Annotated in this window: 15 protein-coding genes; 12 read left to right on the top strand and 3 right to left on the bottom strand. The window is 63.0% G+C overall.

What is annotated here, in order from left to right; translation table 11 throughout:
• Positions 1-359 precede the first annotated feature (359 nt).
• The gene (locus AC6H4Z_RS10640; RefSeq protein ID WP_497546727.1) at positions 360-896 is read right to left on the bottom strand and encodes a DUF302 domain-containing protein; all 537 of its coding nucleotides are present in this window, start codon (positions 894-896) and stop codon (positions 360-362) included.
• Between the two features lie 83 nt (positions 897-979).
• Entirely contained in the window at positions 980-1,558 is a 579-nt protein-coding gene (locus tag AC6H4Z_RS10635) for a TetR/AcrR family transcriptional regulator (protein WP_497546726.1), read from the bottom strand.
• 130 nt (positions 1,559-1,688) lie between these two features.
• On the opposite strand from AC6H4Z_RS10635, the gene AC6H4Z_RS10630 reads away from it, so the two are divergent.
• From AC6H4Z_RS10630 to AC6H4Z_RS10620, 3 genes are all read left to right on the top strand, one after another.
• The gene (locus AC6H4Z_RS10630; protein ID WP_497546725.1) at positions 1,689-2,855 is read left to right on the top strand and encodes an efflux RND transporter periplasmic adaptor subunit; all 1,167 of its coding nucleotides are present in this window, start codon (positions 1,689-1,691) and stop codon (positions 2,853-2,855) included.
• Between the two features lie 24 nt (positions 2,856-2,879).
• Complete coding sequence (locus AC6H4Z_RS10625; RefSeq protein ID WP_497546724.1) at positions 2,880-7,406, top strand: multidrug efflux RND transporter permease subunit; 4,527 nt, start codon at positions 2,880-2,882, stop codon at positions 7,404-7,406.
• Positions 7,407-7,700: 294 nt separating this feature from the next.
• Positions 7,701-8,486 (top strand): DUF3108 domain-containing protein, encoded by a 786-nt coding sequence (locus tag AC6H4Z_RS10620; RefSeq protein ID WP_497546723.1) that lies wholly within the window; start codon positions 7,701-7,703, stop codon positions 8,484-8,486.
• 26 nt (positions 8,487-8,512) lie between these two features.
• On the opposite strand, the gene AC6H4Z_RS10615 is transcribed toward AC6H4Z_RS10620, so the two are convergent.
• Positions 8,513-10,603 carry a hybrid sensor histidine kinase/response regulator gene (locus AC6H4Z_RS10615; protein WP_497546722.1) on the bottom strand — a complete coding sequence of 697 codons (2,091 nt, stop codon included), beginning with the start codon at positions 10,601-10,603 and terminating at the stop codon, positions 8,513-8,515.
• A 183-nt stretch (positions 10,604-10,786) separates the two neighbouring features.
• On the opposite strand from AC6H4Z_RS10615, the gene AC6H4Z_RS10610 reads away from it, so the two are divergent.
• The 9 genes from AC6H4Z_RS10610 to AC6H4Z_RS10570 all read left to right on the top strand — a co-directional run bounded on the left by AC6H4Z_RS10610 (position 10,787) and on the right by AC6H4Z_RS10570 (position 20,374).
• On the top strand, positions 10,787-11,056 hold the full coding sequence (locus AC6H4Z_RS10610; protein ID WP_497546721.1) for a hypothetical protein: 270 nt from the start codon (positions 10,787-10,789) through the stop codon (positions 11,054-11,056).
• Positions 11,057-11,128: 72 nt separating this feature from the next.
• On the top strand, positions 11,129-11,614 hold the full coding sequence (locus AC6H4Z_RS10605) for a plastocyanin/azurin family copper-binding protein (protein ID WP_497546720.1): 486 nt from the start codon (positions 11,129-11,131) through the stop codon (positions 11,612-11,614).
• Positions 11,615-11,901: 287 nt separating this feature from the next.
• Positions 11,902-13,053, top strand: a complete 1,152-nt coding sequence (locus tag AC6H4Z_RS10600) for a DUF3500 domain-containing protein (protein ID WP_497546719.1) — start codon at positions 11,902-11,904, stop codon at positions 13,051-13,053.
• Positions 13,050-14,246, top strand: a complete 1,197-nt coding sequence (locus tag AC6H4Z_RS10595; protein ID WP_497546718.1) for a HupE/UreJ family protein — start codon at positions 13,050-13,052, stop codon at positions 14,244-14,246. Before AC6H4Z_RS10600 ends, AC6H4Z_RS10595 begins: the two co-directional genes overlap by 4 nt.
• Before the next feature lie 93 nt (positions 14,247-14,339).
• Complete coding sequence (locus AC6H4Z_RS10590) at positions 14,340-15,314, top strand: c-type cytochrome (RefSeq protein WP_497546717.1); 975 nt, start codon at positions 14,340-14,342, stop codon at positions 15,312-15,314.
• A gap of 111 nt (positions 15,315-15,425) precedes the next feature.
• Positions 15,426-15,797, top strand: a complete 372-nt coding sequence (locus AC6H4Z_RS10585; protein ID WP_497546716.1) for a response regulator — start codon at positions 15,426-15,428, stop codon at positions 15,795-15,797.
• On the top strand, positions 15,798-17,837 hold the full coding sequence (locus AC6H4Z_RS10580; RefSeq protein WP_497546715.1) for a chemotaxis protein CheA: 2,040 nt from the start codon (positions 15,798-15,800) through the stop codon (positions 17,835-17,837).
• Positions 17,828-18,313, top strand: a complete 486-nt coding sequence (locus tag AC6H4Z_RS10575) for a chemotaxis protein CheW (protein ID WP_497546714.1) — start codon at positions 17,828-17,830, stop codon at positions 18,311-18,313. The genes AC6H4Z_RS10580 and AC6H4Z_RS10575 overlap by 10 nt, the downstream gene beginning before the upstream one ends.
• Positions 18,314-18,337: 24 nt before the next feature.
• Positions 18,338-20,374 carry a methyl-accepting chemotaxis protein gene (locus AC6H4Z_RS10570; protein WP_497546713.1) on the top strand — a complete coding sequence of 679 codons (2,037 nt, stop codon included), beginning with the start codon at positions 18,338-18,340 and terminating at the stop codon, positions 20,372-20,374.
• The last annotated feature ends 3 nt before the right edge of the window (positions 20,375-20,377 follow it).

Here is a 20,377-nt window from a genome sequence, read left to right as displayed (position 1 = left end):
GACCCGGCCTACCGTCGGCGGGGCGCCGTGACCTGTAGCGATGGGTTTGACACCCTTGATCGGCCGTTCGTTCTATACCACGGCCAATACGGCTCGCAGGTTTCGGCCGAAAACTCGGCCATTTGTGTAAACAACGCGTAAAGCGCGGCAGACAAGGATCGTCGGCGCACCAAGCAACGACGCACGAGCCACCGCGGCCGTCACCTGTAAAGATCGCGCTACGCACAGCAACTGAACCTAGCGGATGGGCGCTACGGCTTAAATACCGCTAGGCGTAAGAGTTACAACCGAGCGCGCGACGGTCGGCCGATCATTAAAGAACTCCAATCTTTGCCGACCACGGAAAATCCCGATCGCCGTCAGGCCGCGGCGCGGCCCGTCTTGGCAATTTGACGAATCGATTCGACGACAGCGTCGATCTTTTGATCCAACATCCGTCCGATGGGATGCAACTCCACGCGATCGAGAACTCCCAGCGATGACGATGGGCGATCGAATGAAATCGTCGGTGCCTGAGACCGCTCTTCGACGTAAATCGCCACGCGAAACGGAACGTACAGGCTGGCGCGAGCATCGATCTTCACGATTTGCGCAGCGATCGCGGGATTTCCGACGAGGTAGAGTCGACACCGAGTTGGGGCGCCGCTGAGCGTGGCGGCCTGCCCCTGATCGAATTTCCCAAGAATCATCAGGCCACTTGGTCCGGCTGCGCGTGTCAGCGCTGCCTCCAATTCGGTCCACGATGCGCCACGCTCGATTGACGCGGCGACGGTTTCCGGATCGAGGTGACCAACTGCCGCTTCGAATGCCTCGACTATTCGCTCATACGGTAGCGCGATCTGCACGTACGACCGTTCAATGGTCGCGCTTGTACTGACGGATTCGTTCGTTGCCATGGCAACGCTCCTCGGATCGGATACGAGGCCCGACGACAGGCGTAGAGCGTGCCAGTCGCTCGCGCAACGAAGCGCCCGCGGCGTCAGCGCTCCGGCAAACTCCTGTCGCGACGACAGATCGAATCGACGAGCCGCATGAGGTGCTGGCCGACACGCTTCAATCCGATGCATTGCACGCAGGACTTGGCGCCCTCGAGCAGAAAGAACATCTCGTCGGCGACGAGCTCCGCATCCGGAAAGCCAACCTCGCGACAGAGCTGAAGAATTCTCGCATGCTCACCCTGCCGGTGTTCGTCGATCACGCGACGAGCCGGGTGATCAGGCTCAGGCAACTCAGCAAGCGCATTCAGAATGGGCGAGCCGCGCTCCTCCATTCGCTCGAACGCCGCAGCTGTGCGTCGGCTCCATTCCACGAGCTGGGCGCCAGGATCGCCAGGATGCGCCGCGACCAGTTCGTCCCACGCGCGTTCTTTCTCGGCGATGATGCCGCGCACCCACTCGGCGATGAGCTCGTCCTTCGACTGGAAGTGACGGTACAGCGTCATCTTGTTCGTACCAGCCGCTTCGGCGATTGCCTCCACACCGACGCCACGAATCCCGACTCGACGAAAGAGATCGTCGGCCGCAGCAAGGATTCGTTGTCGAGGTGGCTGTACGGACATCGTTACGGTTGGCAGACAGGTATTGGGCTTGACTCTGGTGGTACCGATCGGTAACATAGGCAATGTTACCGATCGGTACCACCCGCTTTTCTACTCCGAGCCGGCCCGCTCGTTCCCTGAGATACCTGTAATGAGACACATCGCGCCCCGTTTCACCAGTGTGCTCGCCGCCCTGCCCCTCGCCGCGGCCGTCGCGACCTCGTGCGCCAAGCCCCAGGTTGCCCCACAAGCCCCAGAAGTGACCGTCGCTTCGGTCATCGATCACGACGTCGCCGACTGGGATGAGTTCACCGGACACTTCGAAGCCGCTCAGTCGGTCGACGTTCGCCCGCGCGTCTCCGGGTTCATTCAACGCGTTTCCTTCCCAGAAGGAAGCATCGTGAAACAGGGCGACGCGCTCGTGACGATCGATCCGCGACCGTACGAGGCCGAGGTTGCGCGAGCTGCCGCAATTCTCGAGCAGGCGAAGACCCACGCCCAACTCGCGCATCAAGAGTTGGAGCGAGCCGGACGGCTCGTGAGCACGCAGGCGATTTCGCGCGAGGAACTCGATGCGCGCACGAGCGGCGTCGCCGAATCGGCGGCGGAGGTTCGCGGAGCAGAGGCCGCGCTTCGCAACGCGCAGCTCAACCTCGACTGGACAACCATTCGCGCCCCGATCTCCGGCCGTGTCGGTCGGGCCGAGATCACCGAGGGCAATCTCGTGCAGAGTGGCGCGCCAGCTCCGTCGCTTCTCACGACGATCGTCTCACTCGATCCGATCTACGTCTACTTCGACACCGACGAGCGCGCGTACCTCAAGTACGTCGGCGCGACCGGCACACAGCGCAACGAATCGCGCAAAGTGCAGATCGGATTGGCAAGCGAGACGGGCTTCACGCACGACGGCACGCTGGACTTCGTCGACAATCACCTCGACCGAAGCGCCGGCACGATTCGTCTTCGCGCGGTGCTGCGCAATCCCAATCACGAATTCACGCCCGGGCTGTTCGCTCGCGTTCGTCTCGCTGGCGGCGAGCGTCGCACGGTGACCGTGGTTCAGGACCAGGCAATCGGCACCGACCAGGATCGCAAGTTCGTGCTCGTGCTCAAGCCGGATAGCACCCTCGAGTACCGAGCGATCAGTGTGGGTCGAGTCGTCGACGGGCTGCGCGTCGTCCAGTCTGGCCTCAAGGCGGGCGACAACGTCGTGATCAACGGCCTGCTTCGCGTTCGGCCAGGAATGAAGGTGGCGGCCAAGACCGGCACCATGCTCGCGCTCGCGCCAGCGGCGGTGCCGCCGCGCGCCGGTCAGTAACTCACACTCTTCTAGAGTCTCATCGTGCGCTTTTCGCGGTTTTTCATCGACCGACCGGTGTTCGCGGTCGTGCTATCGCTCGTCATTCTCGCCGCAGGTCTGATCTCGATCTCGGCGTTGCCCATCAGTGAATATCCCGAGGTCACGCCACCGACGATCGTCGTGCGGGCGATGTATCCCGGCGCCAATCCAACGGTGCTCGCGCAGACCGTCGGCACTCCGCTCGAAGACGCGATGAACGGCGTCGAGCACATGCTCTACATGTCGTCATCCGCCACGGCGGACGGCGTGCTCAATCTCACCGTCACTTTCGCGATTGGAACCAACGTCGACCTCGCGCAGGTGCAGGTGCAAAACCGGGTGAGCCAGGCGCTCGCGAGACTTCCCGAAGAAGTCCGCGCGCTCGGTGTGACGACGGAGAAGACGTCGCCCGACATCACTATGGTGGTGCACCTCGTATCGCCTGATGGACGATACGATCCCGTGTATCTGCGCAACTACGCGATGTTGAATGTCCGAAACGAACTGGCGCGGCTGCCAGGCGCCGGACAGGTCCTCGTGTTCGGCGCCGGCGACTACGCGATGCGAGTGTGGCTCGACCCAAACAAGGTCGCAGCGCGCGGGTTGTCTGCGACCGACGTCGTGCAGGCGATACGCGAGCAGAATCTGCAGGTCGCCGCAGGCGTCGTGGGCGGCCAGCCGATGGCCAGCAATGTGGCCTATCAGCTCACCGTCACGGCAAAGGGACGTCTCGCCGATGCATCAGAGTTTGGTAATATCGTCGTCAAGTCGGGCGCCAACGGTGAAGCCACTCGCCTGCGCGACGTCGCACGCGTAGAACTCAGCGCGAGCGATTTCGGATTACGCGCGCTGCTCGATAACAAGTCGGCGGTCGCGATCGCCGTCTTTCAAGCGCCGGGGTCGAACGCGCTCGCGCTATCGAGCGGCGTGCGGACGACCATGGCCGAGCTGGCGACGCGCTTCCCGCAGGGCGTCCAGTGGTCGGCCGTGTACGACCCGACGGTCTTCGTTCGCGACTCGATCCACGAAGTCATCCGGACGCTACTCGAGGCGACGTTGATGGTCGTCATCGTCGTCGTGCTCTTTCTGCAGACGTGGCGCGCTTCCGTGATTCCGCTCGCCGCAGTGCCGATCTCGATCGTCGGAACCTTCGCCGTGATGTTCGCGGCCGGCTTCTCCATCAACACGCTATCGCTGTTCGGCATGGTGCTGGCCATTGGCATCGTGGTGGACGACGCCATCGTCGTCGTCGAGAATGTCGAGCGCCATATCGAAGAGGGTCTCACTCCGCTCGAGGCGAGCCACAAAGCCATGGAGGAAGTGAGTGGTGCGATCATCGCGATCGCGCTCGTTCTGTGCGCGGTGTTCGTGCCCGTTGCATTCATCAGCGGACTCACGGGCCAGTTCTATCGGCAGTTCGCGCTGACGATCGCCTTCTCTACCCTCATCTCGGCGTTCAATTCGCTGACGCTTTCGCCGGCGCTCGCCGCGCTCCTCCTCAAGCCGCGCGGTGCAAAGGAAGACGCGCCAACGCGCGTACTCAACTCGGCGCTGGGCTGGTTGTTTCGCCCATTCAATCGCGCGTTCGCGAGCATGTCCGGCCGATACAGCAACATCGTGCGGAGTTTGACTCGACGCTCGGCGATCACGCTCGTCGTGTACGGTGGACTCGTCGCGCTGGGTATTTTCGGATTCATGCGGGTTCCTGCCGGGTTTGTCCCGAGCCAGGACAAGCAGTATCTCGTGGCGATCGCACAGTTGCCCGATGCAGCGTCGCTCGATCGGACCGAGGCTGTCATTCGCCGGATGTCTGATATCGCTTTGAAGCAGGAAGGCGTGCAGTCGGCGATTGCCTTCCCTGGCCTGTCGGTGAACGGGTTCACCAACAAGTCCAATGCGGGAATCATCTTTGTCTCGCTCAAGGCGTTCGACGAACGCAAAACGCCGGCGACCAGCGCGGGCGCGATCGTGGCGTCGCTCAACCAGAAGTTCTCCGCGATCCAGGACGCTTACGTCGGAGTCTTTCCGCCGCCAGCGGTGAACGGACTCGGTGCAATTGGCGGCTTCAAGCTGATGCTCGAGGATCGTGCGGGACTCGGCGACTCGGTGCTCTACGCGTCGGCGCAGGCGCTGCTTGGTCGCGCGTATCAGACGCCACAACTCGCTGGTGAGTTCTCGGGATTTCAGGTGAACGTTCCTCAGCTCTTCGCCGACGTCGACCGCGACAAGGTGAAACAGCTCGGGCTTCCGCTCGCCGATGTCTTTCAAACGCTGCGCGTCTATCTGGGCTCGGCGTACGTGAACGACTTCAACAAGTTCGGTCGCACCTATCAGGTGATCGCACAGGCCGACGCACCGTTCCGGTCGAACGCGGAGGACATTGGACGTCTCCAGGTCCGCAACCTTCAAGGGCAGATGGTGCCACTCGGATCGGTGCTCGAGGTCAAGCAGTCCTACGGGCCAGATCAGGTGACGCACTTCAATGGCTACCCGGCTGCCGACATCAACGGCAACGCCGCTCCAGGGATCAGCGCAGGTGAAGCCGTCCAGCGCATGGAGCAGCTCGCGGCGGAGACGCTGCCCAATGGCGTCAACGCCGAGTGGACTGAGTTGACGTATCAGCAGAAGCTGGCCGGCAACACCGCGGTCTTCGTCTTTCCGCTGTGCATGCTGCTCGTGTTCCTCGTGCTCGCGGCGCAGTACGAAAGTTGGTCGCTGCCGTTGGTGATCATTCTGATTGTGCCGATGTGCCTTCTATCGGCAATCGCCGGCGTGTGGATTACGCGGGGCGACAACAACGTCTTCACGCAGATCGGGTTGCTGGTGCTCGTCGGGCTCGCGTGCAAGAACGCGATCTTGATCGTGGAGTTTGCCCGTGATCTCGAACGCCAGGGCTACGATCGTCTGACGGCAGCGCTCGAGGCGGCTCGCATTCGACTCCGCCCGATTCTGATGACGTCGTTCGCTTTCATCATGGGCGTTGTGCCGCTCGTTCTCGCGAGTGGTGCAGGCGCCGAGATGCGTCACGTGATGGGCGTAGCCGTGTTTTCCGGCATGCTCGGCGTAACGTTCTTCGGTCTCCTGTTCACGCCACTCTTCTATATCATCGTGCGTGGATTGGTCGCGAAGCGAGCGAAGGCAGGGGTCGTGGCCGCGGCGGTGGTTTTGTCCGCATGCGCTGGTTCGCCGGCATACCAGGCGCCGTCGGTCGCCATTGCACCAGCACACGCAGTCGCACAGTCGGCGCAATTCCGGCCGGTCACCGCCACGTCGCCGTTTTGGGAAGAGGTTGGTGACAGCGCATTGAGCCACCTGATCGTCGAGGCTCTGCACGCCAACACGAGCGTCCGTGTCGCTGAAGCACGTCTCGACGCCACACGCGCGGCACGACGCCTGTCGGCGTTCGATCTCGCGCCAACGATTACCGCAAATGGCAGCGCGCTGCGCACACGACAGTCGATTGCGCAGGTGCCAGGACTTACGACGCCGTTGCCGCAGCAGGACATGTACGACGTCGGGTTCGACGCCTCATGGGAACTCGACATTTTCGGCCGAGCGCGACGCGCCGTGAACGCCAACGGCGCGCTCGTCGAGTCCGCGGAGCACTCCGTCGACGACGTGCAACTGAGTCTCGCCGCGGAAGTCGCGCGAAGCTACTTCGAGCTACGCGGTGCTCAACGACAGCTCGCCGTCGCACGCCGCAATGCCGATGTTCAGCGTAGGACCGTTGGCTTGACACAAGATCGGTTGGCGGCCGGTCGTGGAACGGCGTTCGATGTGGAACGCGCGCGCTCGATACTCCAGCTCACGCTTGCGGCAGTGCCAGGGCTCGAGTCGCAAATCGCCATCGGGCGCTATCGCATTGCGGTACTGCTCGGGCGGGCACCAGAGGCAATACCGGCCGAATTATTGGTAGACGGTCCGACGCCGCGTCTTCCAGACTCCGTGACGATCCGCTCGCCGCGCGAAGTCGTGCGCAATCGGCCAGACGTGTTGGCTGCAGAGCGGCAACTCGCTGCCCAGTCGCTTTCGGTCGGCGCGTCGCGCGCGGAATATCTGCCGCGCTTCTCGTTGGCGGCCAGTACCGGGTACACGGCGAACCGATTCGAATCGTTGACGCGTACGGGCACGTCACGATTGCTCGTTGGTCCAGTCGTGAGCTTTCCGCTTTTCGACCTCGGTCGCGTTAGACAACGAGTGGGCTTTGCCGAAGCGCGGCAGGACGAAGCGCAAGCGCAGTATACCGCGACTGTGCTGCGTGCGGTCGAGGAAACGGAGAGCGCCATCGTCACGTACGATCGCGCACACGAACGCGTGGCGATTCTAACGGAAGCGGTGGCGTCGAGCACGCGCGCGGCGGCGCTCGCCCAGCAGCGCTTCGAGGCAGGCCTCACGGACTTCCTCCAGGTGCTCGACGCTCAGCGGACGTTGCTCGACGCAGAGAATCAATTGGCGAACGCACACACCTCGGCCGCGACGGCGCTCGTTGCCGTGTACAAAGCGGCCGGCGGCACACCGATGAATCGATGAGCTTTTCATCACGGAGGTTCGGCGCCCCTGCGCCGAAGGAGATCCACCAAATGTCTCGCAAAAGCATGAATACCGCGGCCGCGACTGTTCCACCTGCGCTTCGCCCCTCTACCTTACGGGCGGGACTCACGCTCGCGGTCGTGGCGGCATTCGCCGCATACGCAGTGCGCGTCCAGGCGCAAAGGCCGGCGCCCCTTCAACAGACCGCCGGGCTGACGGTCGGCCGCTAACCGCAGTTCAGCCTCATGGGGGCGCCACTCTCGGCGCCCCCGACTCGACCGAAAGAACCACCCAATGTTTCGATTTCATAGTTCTCTACTTCGTATAGCAGCAGCCAGCGCGGTCATGCTGGGGACGACCACTCGCCTTCCAGCACAGCCAGCGATATCGGTTCAGGTACCCGTCGCGGCCCCCGTTCCGTTCTCGGTGGGCGAAGAGCTGGTGTTTCACGCCAAGTTCGGCGTGCTCCCGGCCGGCACCGCGCGCATGCGCGTGGAAGCAATCGACACGGTGCGCGGGCGCGCAGCCTATCACGTCATCTTCACCGTCGAAGGCGGTGTTCCACTCTTTCGCGTTCACGATCGCTACGACAGCTGGATCGACATCGAAACATTGTCGTCGCTCCGGCATCGCCAGCAGATCTCCGAAGGGCGGTACAAGCGCAACACGACGTATGAAATCATGCCCGAGCGAGGCGAGTATCAGAAGAACGACGAGCCCGTACAGCCGAGTGTCGCGAACCCACTCGACGACGGGTCGTTCATCTATGCCGTCAGAGCGGCGGGCATCCGCGTTGGCGAAGCCCGGCGCGACGATCGCTACTTCGTTCCGGATCGCAACCCGGTGGTGCTGACCGGGCTGCGCGAAGACACGGTCACCGTCGGCGCCGGCACCTTTCCGACAATCGTCGTTCGTCCGACGATCAGAACTGGTGGAATCTTCTCGGAGAACGGTGAGGCTCAGGTCTGGTTCACGACTGACGAGCGCCGCCTACCGGTGCTGCTCAAGACGAAGTTCTCTCGGTTCTCGCTGACGCTGTCGTTGACGTCAGTCACGTACGGCAACGTCGCGGCACGTTAGCGCGACAACGTTCGGCACGGGTTCGCTCAGCGCCAACCAGGTGCCCGCGGCGCGACAGTTTGCGGGCGCGCGATGGAATCCAGAAAGGCCTCGAGCACGAGCGGATCAACTGGCTTTGTCATGTGTCGGTCGAATCCTGCTTCGGCCGACCGGCGTTGATCGGCCTCCTGTCCCCAGCCGGTCACCGCAACGAGCGTCATCTGCCGGCCCCACGTGTTCGATCGCAGTGTTCGAGCAACTTCGTACCCGTTCACCTTCGGCATCGCGATATCGAGTAGCACGACGTCGGGGCGGAAATCGTCGGCGATCTCCATCGCATCGGCGCCGTTGAGCGCGACGCGGACATCGTGCCCCATCTGTCGCAGCAATCGAACGGTCGACAGCGCCACGTCCTGATTGTCGTCGACCATGAGCACTCTGCACCCGGCGGGAACCTGCGGATCGTACGATAGCTCCGGCGTCGCGGCTGGCTGTACCGCATCGACCGACGACGCGACGGGCAACCATACGGTGAACTCGCTGCCCGTCCCAAGACCTTCGCTGTACGCCTTGATCCTGCCGCCGTGCAACACGACGAGCGCTTTCGCCAGCGCGAGGCCGATGCCCAATCCCCTATTCCCAGTCTCGAGCGATCGATCGAGTTGACTGAACATCTCGAAGACGGAGTCGAGCTTGTCGACGGGAATACCAAGCCCACAGTCTTTGACGGAGAGACGCACTTCGCCGCCGTCACGCTCGGCAGTCAATGCAATGCGACCGCCACGCGGCGTGTACTTCACTGCGTTGCTCAACAGGTTCGTCAACACCTGGACGAGCCGTTCCGGATCGGCGTGAAGCGTTATCGACTCCGACGGCAGTCTCACCGACAACTCATGTCCCGCTTGTTCGACGAGAGCACGACTCTGCTCCAGTGCGACGCGCACCACGGACGATAGTTCGACTCTGACCTGCTCCACCGGCAGTCCGCGCCGCGTGATGTCCGCGACGTCCAGCAGATCATCGACCAGACGCGTGACGTGTCGAAGCTGTCGCTCCATGATCGTGCAGTATTCGACAACCGTCTCCCGATCGCCCTCCGCTTTTCGGATCACGGCGGCAGCGGTGCGAACCGCGGCCAACGGATTGCGCAGCTCGTGCGCGAGCGTGGCGAGGAAGTCGTCCTTCCGACGATCGGCTTCGCTGGCCGCCTCCGCCAGTCGCTTTGCTTCGGTGATATCAGTGCACACGCCAACGATCCGACTCGGCCGCCCGTCGCTGTCTACGAGTACGCGGCCCATGCACCCTAGCCACCGTACGACGCCATCGGCACGCACGATACGAAGTTCCATTCGATCCCCGCCATAGCGCGACGCATCGGTATCGGTCAGGCTGCGCGCGAAACGGTCAGCATCGAGCGGATGAATGAATCGCTGGACAGTCTGAAGTGTGCCGTCAAACGCACCGGGCTCCAGGCCGTACATGCGTTCGAGTTCCTCCGACCAGCGGACCCGATTGGTGGTCATGTCCCAATCCCACGCGCCCATGCGCCCGGCGGCGAGCGCCACGTGCAGCCGGCTCTCGCCCTCCTGTCGCTGCGCCGCCTCCGCTTCAGCGCGCTCACGCAGTTGGCGCTCCGATACGAGTTGCTCCTCGAGCGCGACCGCGATGCGGTGATGTTCGAGCGCAAACACGACGTAGTCGGCGATCTGCTCGGCCGTCGCGATCTCGGCAGCGGAGAAGACGTGCGGCTCGCGGTAGTACAGCATGAACTTCCCGAGCAGCGTCGCGCCGAATTGCAGCGGAATGAACGCAACAGCACGAATTCCTTCCTGCTGCATGACAGGCACGTACCCAGCTGTCGACGGATCACATTCGACGTCGCTGACGAGAAGCGGCTCTGGGTTCGTCTCAGAGCGCGACCACGGCGAGTGCCCGTCGACCGCCCGACGGTATTCCTCGCTCAGGCCGGACCATGCGACGAAGCGCATGGTGTCCGTGGCGTCGAACAGGAGGAGCGACGCGCGTTCGACGCCGATTCCATCCTGCACGCATTGCAGCGCAGACTGGTATACGGCGTCGAGCGAAGCAGCGCTCGCGGCGCGACTCATGAGTTCGCGCAGCAGGGCTCGTTCCGACATCACGGAAGGTGGTCCATAGCCCGCAAAGTTGGGCCCCTCCGATCGAAGGGCGCAAGCAGGGTCGACTGGTGGGCTCGAATTGGCCCCTCTCGGGCATTTTGGCTCCCTTCGGGGCGCGCGATTCGCGATAACGACCGCTGTTCAAACATCGTCTTCGTCGAGTTCACCGGTGGGGAGCAGAGCATGAGCAAACGCCGCACACGAAACACGTCGCACGCCGAAGGCGAGCACGGCGCAAAGACCGAGGCGCGCATCGTCGAACAGTTGCAGTCCGGGCAACCGAAGTCGTCGGAAGAAGCGCACGCCGAATACGACCGATCGAAGGCAGCATTCGAAGGCAAGCGCCGATTGGTGGAGCACCGCGAGCAGCACGACGAAGCCGAGAAGAACAGCGAGCACACGCGGCTGTCCGACGAAGTCGAGCGCGGGCGGGCCGACGACGGTCCGACCTGAACCGAACACTGTCACGGTCCGGAGCTTGCTCGCGGGCGCTTCGTCTCGACCGCCCATCGACGGAGGCCCATCATGAACATTCGCTCATTGTCGCTCATTCTCGCCGCGTCTGCTATCGCGTGTGGACGCGGAGGGGAGAAGCCAAGCGCCGGAGCCACTGCGGCGTCGGCCGTTCCTCCGGCCGCAACCCCGCCCGCGCCCGCGGCACCGCAGCCCGTAACCGGCAAGACGTGGGACGTCAAGATGATTGTCGACGCGCAGGGGAGTCGATTCGATCCCCCGAACCTCACCATCAAGGTTGGTGACGGAGTGAAATGGACGCTCGTATCGGGTCCGCCGCACAATGTCGCGTTCTGGCCGGACAGCATTCCGAGCGGTGCAACCTCGGCACTGCAAGCCAACATGCCGCAGACGATGGCGCCGCTGAACGGTCCTCTGCTCGCCACGGCCGCCGAGACCTACACCGTCTCGTTCGCCGGTGCGACTCCGGGCACATATCACTACTACTGCGTCCCACACCTTGTCGCCGGTATGAAAGGAACGATCGTGGTGCAGTAGACAGAATAGCGCGACTTCTTTTGGCTACTTCTATAAACCGCTTCCATGCGGCGCCTCGGGCAGCCGGCGGAAGTCGCGCTCAAGTTTTGATCTTCGCGTCAAACACATCACCGGCGAGATCCTCGCTCTTTCCATCGGCCGATGAGTAGCGCCCCGTTGGGTGCGCCGAGATGGAATGAATTCGCAGTGCGGCTGTCAATGAGATGACTGAATCGTGGTCACGCCTCAACTCTCGAGGCGCGATCACTGAATGGCCGGTCAACTCCCTTCCCGCCCATCTGCACCGCATGACGCACCAGCATCTCTTGATCAGCTTTCGACGCGCAAGCGCCCTCGCACTCATTGCGCTTTCTTCGAAGATCGCCAGCGCGCAGTCAGCAACCACGCGAGTCGTGCGCGCCACGAACGCGTTCCTCGCTACGCTGGATACGGCGCAGCGACGACGCGTGATGTTTGCCTTCGACGACGACCAGCAACGACGACGGTGGTCCAACTTTCCGACTGGCGTCGTTCCACGTGCCGGACTGAATCTTCGTGAACTCAGTGCTGACCAGCGTGCTGCCGTGATGACGCTCGTCTCGACCGTGCTGAGTGCACGCGGCTATGAGAAAGTGCAACAGACCATGGAGGCGGACGAGGTCTTCAAAACGACTGCACAGAGCCAAGGTCCACGCGGCGGGGGCGGTCGGCGCGGTGGACCGCCGAGTGGAGCACCGCCAAGTGGAGCACAACCGGGTGGTCCGCCGCCGAGCGGCAATCGTGCTGGCGGACGTGGTGGCGCTGGCGGTGACCTTTTCGGCAGCGATCTCTATTACATCTCCATCCTCGGGACACCGTCCGAGACCGCGCCGTGGATGCTGCAGTATGGCGGACATCACCTCGCCCTGAACATCACCATCATCGGCGACCGCGGTATCATCACGCCGACGCTCACCGGTGCACAGCCCTCGCTCTATACGCTGCAGGGCAAAACGATTCGCCCGCTCGGCGGCGAGAGCGACAAAGGACTGGCGTTGCTCAACGCGCTCGACGCTGCGCAGCGCACGAAGGCCATTCTCACCTATGACGTCGCCGACCTCGTACTCGGGCCGGGCCAGGACGCGAAGACCATTCTTCCAGAAGGTCTCAAGGCTTCGGCGATGAACGCCAGTCAGCGCGCGATGCTGCTCGATCTCATCAAAGAATGGGCGGGCATCGTCAACGACAGCGCGGCAGCGATTCGTATGGCGGAGCTCGCAGGCGACCTGAGCGAAACGTACTTCGCGTGGAGCGGCGCGACGACCGCGGCGCCGGGCCAGAATATCACAGGATACTATCGCATTCAGGGCCCACACCTCGTGATCGAGTTCGCGCCGCAGCGCGACGACCCTGCTCTGCACGTTCATACGATCTATCGCGACCCGACCAACGACTACGGCGCGGCTCACGTCAAGAAATGAAGCGGCGTCTCATCTCGGTTACGATCGCGTGTATCGCTGTTCTGAGTGCCGTCGCTCCCGCGTTCGCGCATCGGCTCGACGAATATCTCCAGGCGGCAACGATCACCCTCACGGGTGAGCGTGTGGTGCTTCGTCTCCGACTCGCGGCAGGTGTAGCCGCGGCGCCAAAGGTCCTCGCATTAATCGATTCCAATGGAGACGGCATCATCTCCGAGGCCGAGCGGCAGTCTTACGCCGACAGGGTTCGCAAGGATTTGTCGCTCGAGGTCGATGACCGCAACATACAACTAACGCTCATCGCTTCCTCCTTTCCGCTCGAAAGCGACGTTCGCCAGGGGCTTGGCGATGTCGTGTTGACTTTCGCGGGCACGATGTCGCGAGCCGCTGTGAACCACCGGCTCACATTCGAGAATCATCATCAACGGTCGATCGCGGCTTATCTGGTCAACACCCTCGTTCCCGAGGATCCGGCGATCCGCGTTCTAGGGCAAGATCGATCCCGCGATCAATCCTCGTATCGGTTGGATTTTGCCGACGGCGGGTCCGCTCTCGCGGCAAATGCTCCACCCGACGCGCAGCAGTCGCTTGTGCGCGGCGACCGATCCGCGCTCATCAGGACCTACTTCTGGCACGGCGTTCAGCACATTCTGAGCGGGTTCGATCACCTTCTCTTCCTCGCTGCGCTCGTCCTTGGCGCCGCGACGCTGTGGGATCTCGTCAAGGTCGTCACGGCGTTCACCCTTGCGCACTCAATCACCTTGACGCTCGCGGCGTTGGGGTGGGTGCACCTGCCAAGTGGCGTCGTCGAGCCGCTGATTGCGGGAAGCATCGTGTTCGTGGCGGTGCAGAATGTGTTCTGGCCCGACCAGTCGCATGGGCGCAGCCGGCTACTTGTCGCGTTTTGCTTCGGCCTATTTCACGGGCTCGGCTTCGCCGGCGGACTGCTCGACATCATGCGTCAGATGCCGCCCACGACGATCCTTCTCGCGATCTTTGGCTTCAGCCTCGGCGTCGAGGCCGGGAATCAGATCGTTCTGCTTCCGCTCTTCGCGTCGCTCAAGCTGACGCGTCGCCTTCGCGCGCAGGGCGCCGCGCAGCAGCACGCGCTTTCAATGTTGCAGCGCGTCGGATCGGGCGCGGTGTCGGTCGCGGGGCTCTACTACCTCTGCATCGCCCTCGTCGGTGCAGCATGATGTGATCACACCATCTCGATCGAGTGCCGAGCCAAGCCTCGGGGCCGCCTAGCTCGAGAGGTGATTTGCGAGCCGTTCAACAAAACGGCTCGCGTGGTACGCCTGCTGCGTCGCTGCATGACGGCATTCACGCAAACAGGCGGCTCACGCATGACCTGCTACGCCACGCGGACGGTCGCGATCATCACTTTCGTCGTCGGCCTCTCGGGCTGTCAGCGACCACCCCTCGTCGTCGCGTCGGCGGCGGGAACGCTGGCGATCGATACGATGAATCTCGTAGCCCGCGGCGAGTACATCGTCCGCAATGCCGCGACCTGCGGTGGTTGTCACTCCGCGAGTGAGAAGAATCCCGACGGGCCGCTTGGTGGTGGCACCGAGTTCAGGGATTGGCGCCTAGGAACGATTCGGGCATCGAATCTCACGCCCGACTCCGCCACCGGCCTCGGCACATGGAGTGAGGCGGATATCGTCCGCGCACTCCGAGATGGACAGCGGAAGGATGGAAGCCTCATCTCGCCCGTGATGCCCTTCGATTGGTTGAATCGAATGTCCGACGTCGACGCATTCGCTGTGGCGCAGTACCTGAAGTCGCAGCCACCCGTGCGGAACGAGGTTCGACAGAATCCGAATCTCGTCTTCAAGTTCGCGCGACTGTTCATGGCGCCACAGGATCCGGTCGCCGTGATCCCGCCGCCGCGCGGTCCGACTGCAGCGTATGGCAACTACCTGGCGGATCACGTGGCGCTCTGTGCGCACTGCCACACGCCGCGATCGGGCATCCGCGACCAGTATGACGATCGACTCGCGTACGCCGGCGACGCCTCGCCACCGAAAGAGTTTCCGGCGAATCCGTCGAACATCACGCCCGACAGCGCGACGGGCATCGGACGCTGGAGCGAAGCGGAATTCGTGCGAACCATGCGTACGGGCGTGACCCCGACGGGCGATACGCTCAATCCGATCATGCCGTGGCCAACGCTCCGCCGGATGACCGATGACGATCTGAAAGCGATGTACCTGTATCTGAGGACCGTCCCGCCCGTGCACAACGACGTGAAGCGCCGTTGAGGCTCCCGGTAACTGGCTGGGCCCGCTTCATGCATCATGAGTTTCGCCGCCCGCCTATCAGCGACTAGTTACGTCGCGTACCTTTAAAAACTCCTGTTCCTGCTGGGGTCGATGAAGACAATTCTCGTGGTAGATGACTCCGCTACCATGCGAAGGATGATCATCGCATCCCTCGCCAAACTCGGTGGGCTCGGCTTCGAGCAGGCCGTTAGCGGTCTGGAGGCGATCGAGCGCCTGACGCTCTCGCACATCGACCTCGTCGTCCTCGACCTGAACATGCCCGACGTGCACGGGCTCGAGGTCCTTCGCTTCATACGCGGCCAGCAAACGCTGCGCGATCTGCCGGTCGTCATCCTCACGACGCGCGGGGACGAGGACAGTCGACTCGCCGCGCTACGAGATGGAGCAACGCTTTATCTCACGAAGCCCTTCCAGCCGACCGCGATCGCGTCTCAGGTCGCGCCGTTGTTGCAGGACGCCTAAATGGGCGGCGGAGGCAGTTTCGTCGACCAATTCATCGACGACTATTTCTCGGAGTCGGAGGAGCACCTCGGGACGGTTCGCCGGGTCCTCTTGAAGATCGAGGACACCCGGCAGGCGGCTCCCCAGCCGGCCGATATCGCCGATTTGCTCCGAGCGCTCCATACACTGAAGGGCTTAGCAGGCATGGTCGGTCTCGCGTCGGCCGAAGAGGTCGCGCACGCAATGGAAGATGGGGTTCGAGCGCTTCCGCGCGATCAGGGATTTCCGCCGGAGCTGCTCGAGTCGTTGTTCGCTGGAGAAGCGCTGCTCGAAGCCTGTACCACCGCTCGGCGTTCGAATGCACTTCCGCCATCGCCAGGGCCATTCGTGGATCGGATGCGCGAGGTCCTTCAGCGCATCCCGGTTACTGAGCCATCGTCCACGTCGAATTCCCCTGCCCGAATCGAAAACGGGAATCAGTCGCTTGGAACGGCGGCTCGCGTGTTCGAGTTCACGCCGTCGGCGGAGCTCGCGCGTCGCGGCATCGGCGTCGAGGTCATTCGGCAGCGGTTGGCGTCGTTGGGCGACATCACCGCGACCGTGCCGCGGGTTCGCCCTGAAGGCGGCGTGAAGTTCGAGTTCTCTGTGCTGCTGCGCGCCGATCTCGCGCCCGACGAATCGTGGCGCAACGACGGTCTGTCATGGGAGGCGCATGAAGATTACGAAGTCGAGCCAACCGTCGGGCTCGTCGTGCACGCACCACAACCCAACGCTTCAGCGGCGTGGGTTCCGGCGGCGGCCTCGAACGTCGTTCGCGTCGATCTCTCACGACTCGACGATTTGATGCGCATGGTCGGTGAGCTCGTCGTTGCCCGCGCACGTCTCGGAGAATTCGTCGCGCAACTCAGCGATCGGTTGCCCGCCTCCATCAGCGAAGACCTGAACGACACCAACGAGGCGATCGAGCGACAGGTTCGAATGATTCGCGAAGGCGTGATGCGCGTGCGTCTCGTGGCCGTTGGCGAGGTGTTCGAGCGCATGCGCTTCGCCATGCGTGACATTGCGCGCGAAACGCAGAAGGCAATTCGCCTCGAGTTCAGCGGGCAGGAAACCGAGATCGATAAACTGGTCGTCGATCGAATGTTGGAGCCGCTCCTGCACCTCGTTCGGAACGCGGCCAGCCATGGCATCGAAACCCGTGCCGAGCGCGTTGCTGCAGGCAAGGAGCCGGAGGGAACGATCTGGCTTCGGGCGCGCGCCGCCGGTGATCGCATCGTCATTGAGATTCAGGACGACGGCGCCGGAGTCGATCCGAGGCGCGTTGCGCGCCGCGCGCGCGATCTCGGATTGGGTGTCATTGGAGAACTGTCAACGCCAGACGAGTTACTCGACGTGATCTGCGCACAGGGATTCTCGACGCGAGAGTCGGCCGACATGACGAGCGGTCGCGGCGTTGGAATGGCCGTTGTTCGATCGACGATTCGCAGCCTCGGCGGCGAGCTCCTTCTCGACTCGGTCCTCGGCCAGGGAACGCGCTTCACGATCGAGCTGCCGCTCACGCTCATGATCACGGACGCGCTGATTCTCGAGGTCGGCGGCCAATCGATGGCGATTCCGCAAACGTCGCTGCGTGAAATCATCGCGCTCGAGGACGGGTCCATCACGCGGCTCGAGAACAACGAAGTGCTCTCGTATCGCGGCCGCGTCATTCCGCTGCTGAATCTCGCGGCGCGCTTCAACCTGGTATCATCGCCCGACGCGCGGCGCCATGTCCTGATCGTCGGTAGTGATGCGCATCAAACTGGGCTCGTTGTCGATCGCCTCATCGGACTACGAGAGATCGTCGTCCATCCGGTGACCGATCCCATGATTGCTGTACCGGGAATTGGTGGTGCCACGGAGCTCGCCGATGGACGAGTGAGTCTCATTCTCGATGCCGGTGCATTGATTCGCGATTCTCGCGATCGACACGGATCGGCGGCGCGGTTGCAAACGCCGTCGTATGCCGGCGCGCTGCGTCTCACGGGTAAGGACGACGATATGGAAGAATCATGGTCGTGACCGCAGCAGGTTCCGATTCGTACGTGCTCTGCGAGTTGGCAGGGACGACTTACGCGCTGCGTAGCGATGACATCGAGCAGCTCGAGATGATCGGTCAGGTTACTCCGGTGCCGAACTCGCCTTCGTTCGTTGACGGCGTGACCTCGGTGCGCGGCCGAGTGATTCCGGCAGTCAGTTTGCGCGCACGCTTCGGCTTCGAACGCACTCCGCATGATCTGCGCACGCGTCTCGTCGTCGTTCGCTCCGACGCGCGCGTCGTTGGCCTGATCGTCGACAACGCACGCGAGTTCGCCACGATTCCGGCGTCGTCGATTCAGCCGCCGCCCGAAGGAATGTCCGATCTGAGCTCCGCGTATCTTCGCGGTCTGGCACACCTCGGCGAACGGCTCGTGTTGGTTCTCGACGTCGCCGAACTCCTTCGCGTCACCGATGCACCGGCTCCCTACGCCGCGGCGCTTCTCCCGTCGATCGTTTAACGCCCGTCTCCCAGGACTTCTGCAATGCGCAATCCCTTCGTCAGTCAAAACGGTCGCGGTTCCTTTCAGGTGGAGGCTGGTCATATCGCCGACACGGCCACTGCGGTCGCCCGAGGCTTTACGGTGATCACTCAAGGCAGTGAGGCGCAGGCAAGCGTGATCGAAGGAGCAATGGCTGCCGCCACCGAGGTCGCCGAATCGCTGCGCAGTACAGCGAACCAGGCCGACTCGATTGCTACTTCTGGCGAAGAGCTCGCGTCATCGATCAACGAGCTCGGTGCGTCGATCGAAGAGATCACGCGGGGCACGACAGGCCTTGCGAGTGCGATGTCAGAGACAGCCGCGTCGCTCGAAGAAACAAACCGCTCGATTGCCGCGGTTGCCGAAACGGGTCGTGGGATGACGAACGCCGCGAGCGAAGTTGCGAACGGCATGATCGAAATGGCCGCCTCGATTCAAGGTGTGAAGAACGAGGGCGACGCGCTGGTGACATCGGTCACCGAGGTCGCCGCAGCCATCGAAGAAATGGCGCGCTCAATCGACTCGGTTCGAACGAACGCCGACGACCTCGCCGCGGCGTCGGAACAAACGTCGACTTCCATCAACCAAATGGCGTCGTCGATCGAACAGGTCGGAGCCAGTACGGAAAACATGGCGGCGATGATCGAGGAAGCTGCCACCGCAATCGAGGAGACCGCCCGCTCGGTGGACGGCGTTGCCCAAAGTGCAGCCTCGATTACAGAAGCCGCCGCCGATGCCTCGACCAGCGCAATGCAGCTCGACCGTTCGATCAAAAGTGTGTCGGCGCTCGTTGGCGAGTCGCGCGACCTCGCTCAGCGCGCGGTTCGCGACGCCGAGGAAGGCGGGCTGGCGATCGATCGCTCGATCGACGGAATGACGCGGGTTCGCGAATCGATGACGCAGTCGGCGAACGTCGTTAAGGAGCTCGGGAATCGCACCGAAGACATCACGTCCATCGTCGACACGATCAATCTGATCGCCGAGCGTACGAATCTGTTGTCGCTCAATGCGTCGATCGAGGCCGCGCGCGCCGGCGAGGCCGGCCGCGGGTTTGCCGTGGTTGCCGAAGAGATTCGAAATCTTGCCGACCGCTCGGCTCGAGCAACCTCGGAGATCGCGACAATCATCAAGGCGCTTCAGAGTGTCGTGCGAGACGCAGTGACGGCGTCTGCCGACGGACTGCGAGTCGCCGACGATAGCACTCGGCTTGCCGCCGATGGCTCGGCTGGGCTCAAGAGAATTATTGCGAGTGTTTCACAGAGCACGAGCAAGGTCGAACAGATCGCTCGAGCCACCGAGGAGCAGCTATCGGCGGGACAAAACGTGGTCGCGGTGGTCAGCGCGGTCGCCACACAGGCGAAGCAGGTATCCGTCGGTACAGCCGAGCAGGCCCGCGTCCTGCAAGGGATTGTTCGCACCACAGGCCGCATGCGGGTCGTCGGCCAGGATGTCGCCCGCGCGATGATCGATCAGGCGCAGTCATCACGTGAGATCATCAAGGCCGCACAAAGCGGTGCGAAGCTCGCCTCGGAGGTGCGTCGTGCAATGAACGAGCAGGCAGCATCGGCGACGCAGATCTCGAGTGCCACCGACGCAGTTCGCCGAGGAGCGGCGACGACGGCAATCGCGCTGGCCGAACAGGCAACTGCAGGCACGCAGATCAGTGCCGAGGCCGAACGTCTCACGAAGATGGTAGCATCGGTCAGTAACGCCATGGGCGAACAAGCAACGGCGATGACGCAGGTTGGATCCGCTGCGAACGAAATTCGACGACAGACCGAGCAGACGAGCAAAGGTATGTCCGAGCAGGCAAAGGCGGCGTCAGACTTGACGGCTGCGACGCGCAACATTGCGTCGCAGATCATTCTCGTCACTCGAGCCAACAAGGAGCAGTCCAAGGCCATGGCTGACCTGGCCGCCAATCTCGGCGAGGCGCAGCGCCTCGGACGTGGCACGGTCCAGGGCACGAAGGAAACCAGTCTCCTGACCGAGCAGCTCCGCGAGCGAGCCTACAGGCTCGGTCAGAACGCGGCGAGCTGACTA

The sequence above is a fragment of the Leucogemmata humicola genome (assembly GCF_055379415.1).
This window is presented reverse-complemented; position numbering and strand designations above follow the sequence as displayed.

What these genes read in the sequence shown, in the direction of transcription:
- AC6H4Z_RS10570 (WP_497546713.1), top strand. Translation starts at nt 18,338, where the DNA reads ATGCGCAATCCCTTCGTCAGTCAAAACGGTCGCGGTTCCTTTCAGGTG.
- AC6H4Z_RS10585 (WP_497546716.1), top strand. Translation starts at nt 15,426, where the DNA reads ATGAAGACAATTCTCGTGGTAGATGACTCCGCTACCATGCGAAGGATG.
- AC6H4Z_RS10630 (WP_497546725.1), top strand. Translation starts at nt 1,689, where the DNA reads ATGAGACACATCGCGCCCCGTTTCACCAGTGTGCTCGCCGCCCTGCCC.
- AC6H4Z_RS10620 (WP_497546723.1), top strand. Translation starts at nt 7,701, where the DNA reads ATGTTTCGATTTCATAGTTCTCTACTTCGTATAGCAGCAGCCAGCGCG.
- AC6H4Z_RS10580 (WP_497546715.1), top strand. Translation starts at nt 15,798, where the DNA reads ATGGGCGGCGGAGGCAGTTTCGTCGACCAATTCATCGACGACTATTTC.
- AC6H4Z_RS10605 (WP_497546720.1), top strand. Translation starts at nt 11,129, where the DNA reads ATGAACATTCGCTCATTGTCGCTCATTCTCGCCGCGTCTGCTATCGCG.
- AC6H4Z_RS10600 (WP_497546719.1), top strand. Translation starts at nt 11,902, where the DNA reads ATGACGCACCAGCATCTCTTGATCAGCTTTCGACGCGCAAGCGCCCTC.
- AC6H4Z_RS10640 (WP_497546727.1), bottom strand. Translation starts at nt 896, where the DNA reads ATGGCAACGAACGAATCCGTCAGTACAAGCGCGACCATTGAACGGTCG.
- AC6H4Z_RS10575 (WP_497546714.1), top strand. Translation starts at nt 17,828, where the DNA reads ATGGTCGTGACCGCAGCAGGTTCCGATTCGTACGTGCTCTGCGAGTTG.
- AC6H4Z_RS10615 (WP_497546722.1), bottom strand. Translation starts at nt 10,603, where the DNA reads ATGTCGGAACGAGCCCTGCTGCGCGAACTCATGAGTCGCGCCGCGAGC.
- AC6H4Z_RS10635 (WP_497546726.1), bottom strand. Translation starts at nt 1,558, where the DNA reads ATGTCCGTACAGCCACCTCGACAACGAATCCTTGCTGCGGCCGACGAT.
- AC6H4Z_RS10595 (WP_497546718.1), top strand. Translation starts at nt 13,050, where the DNA reads ATGAAGCGGCGTCTCATCTCGGTTACGATCGCGTGTATCGCTGTTCTG.
- AC6H4Z_RS10610 (WP_497546721.1), top strand. Translation starts at nt 10,787, where the DNA reads ATGAGCAAACGCCGCACACGAAACACGTCGCACGCCGAAGGCGAGCAC.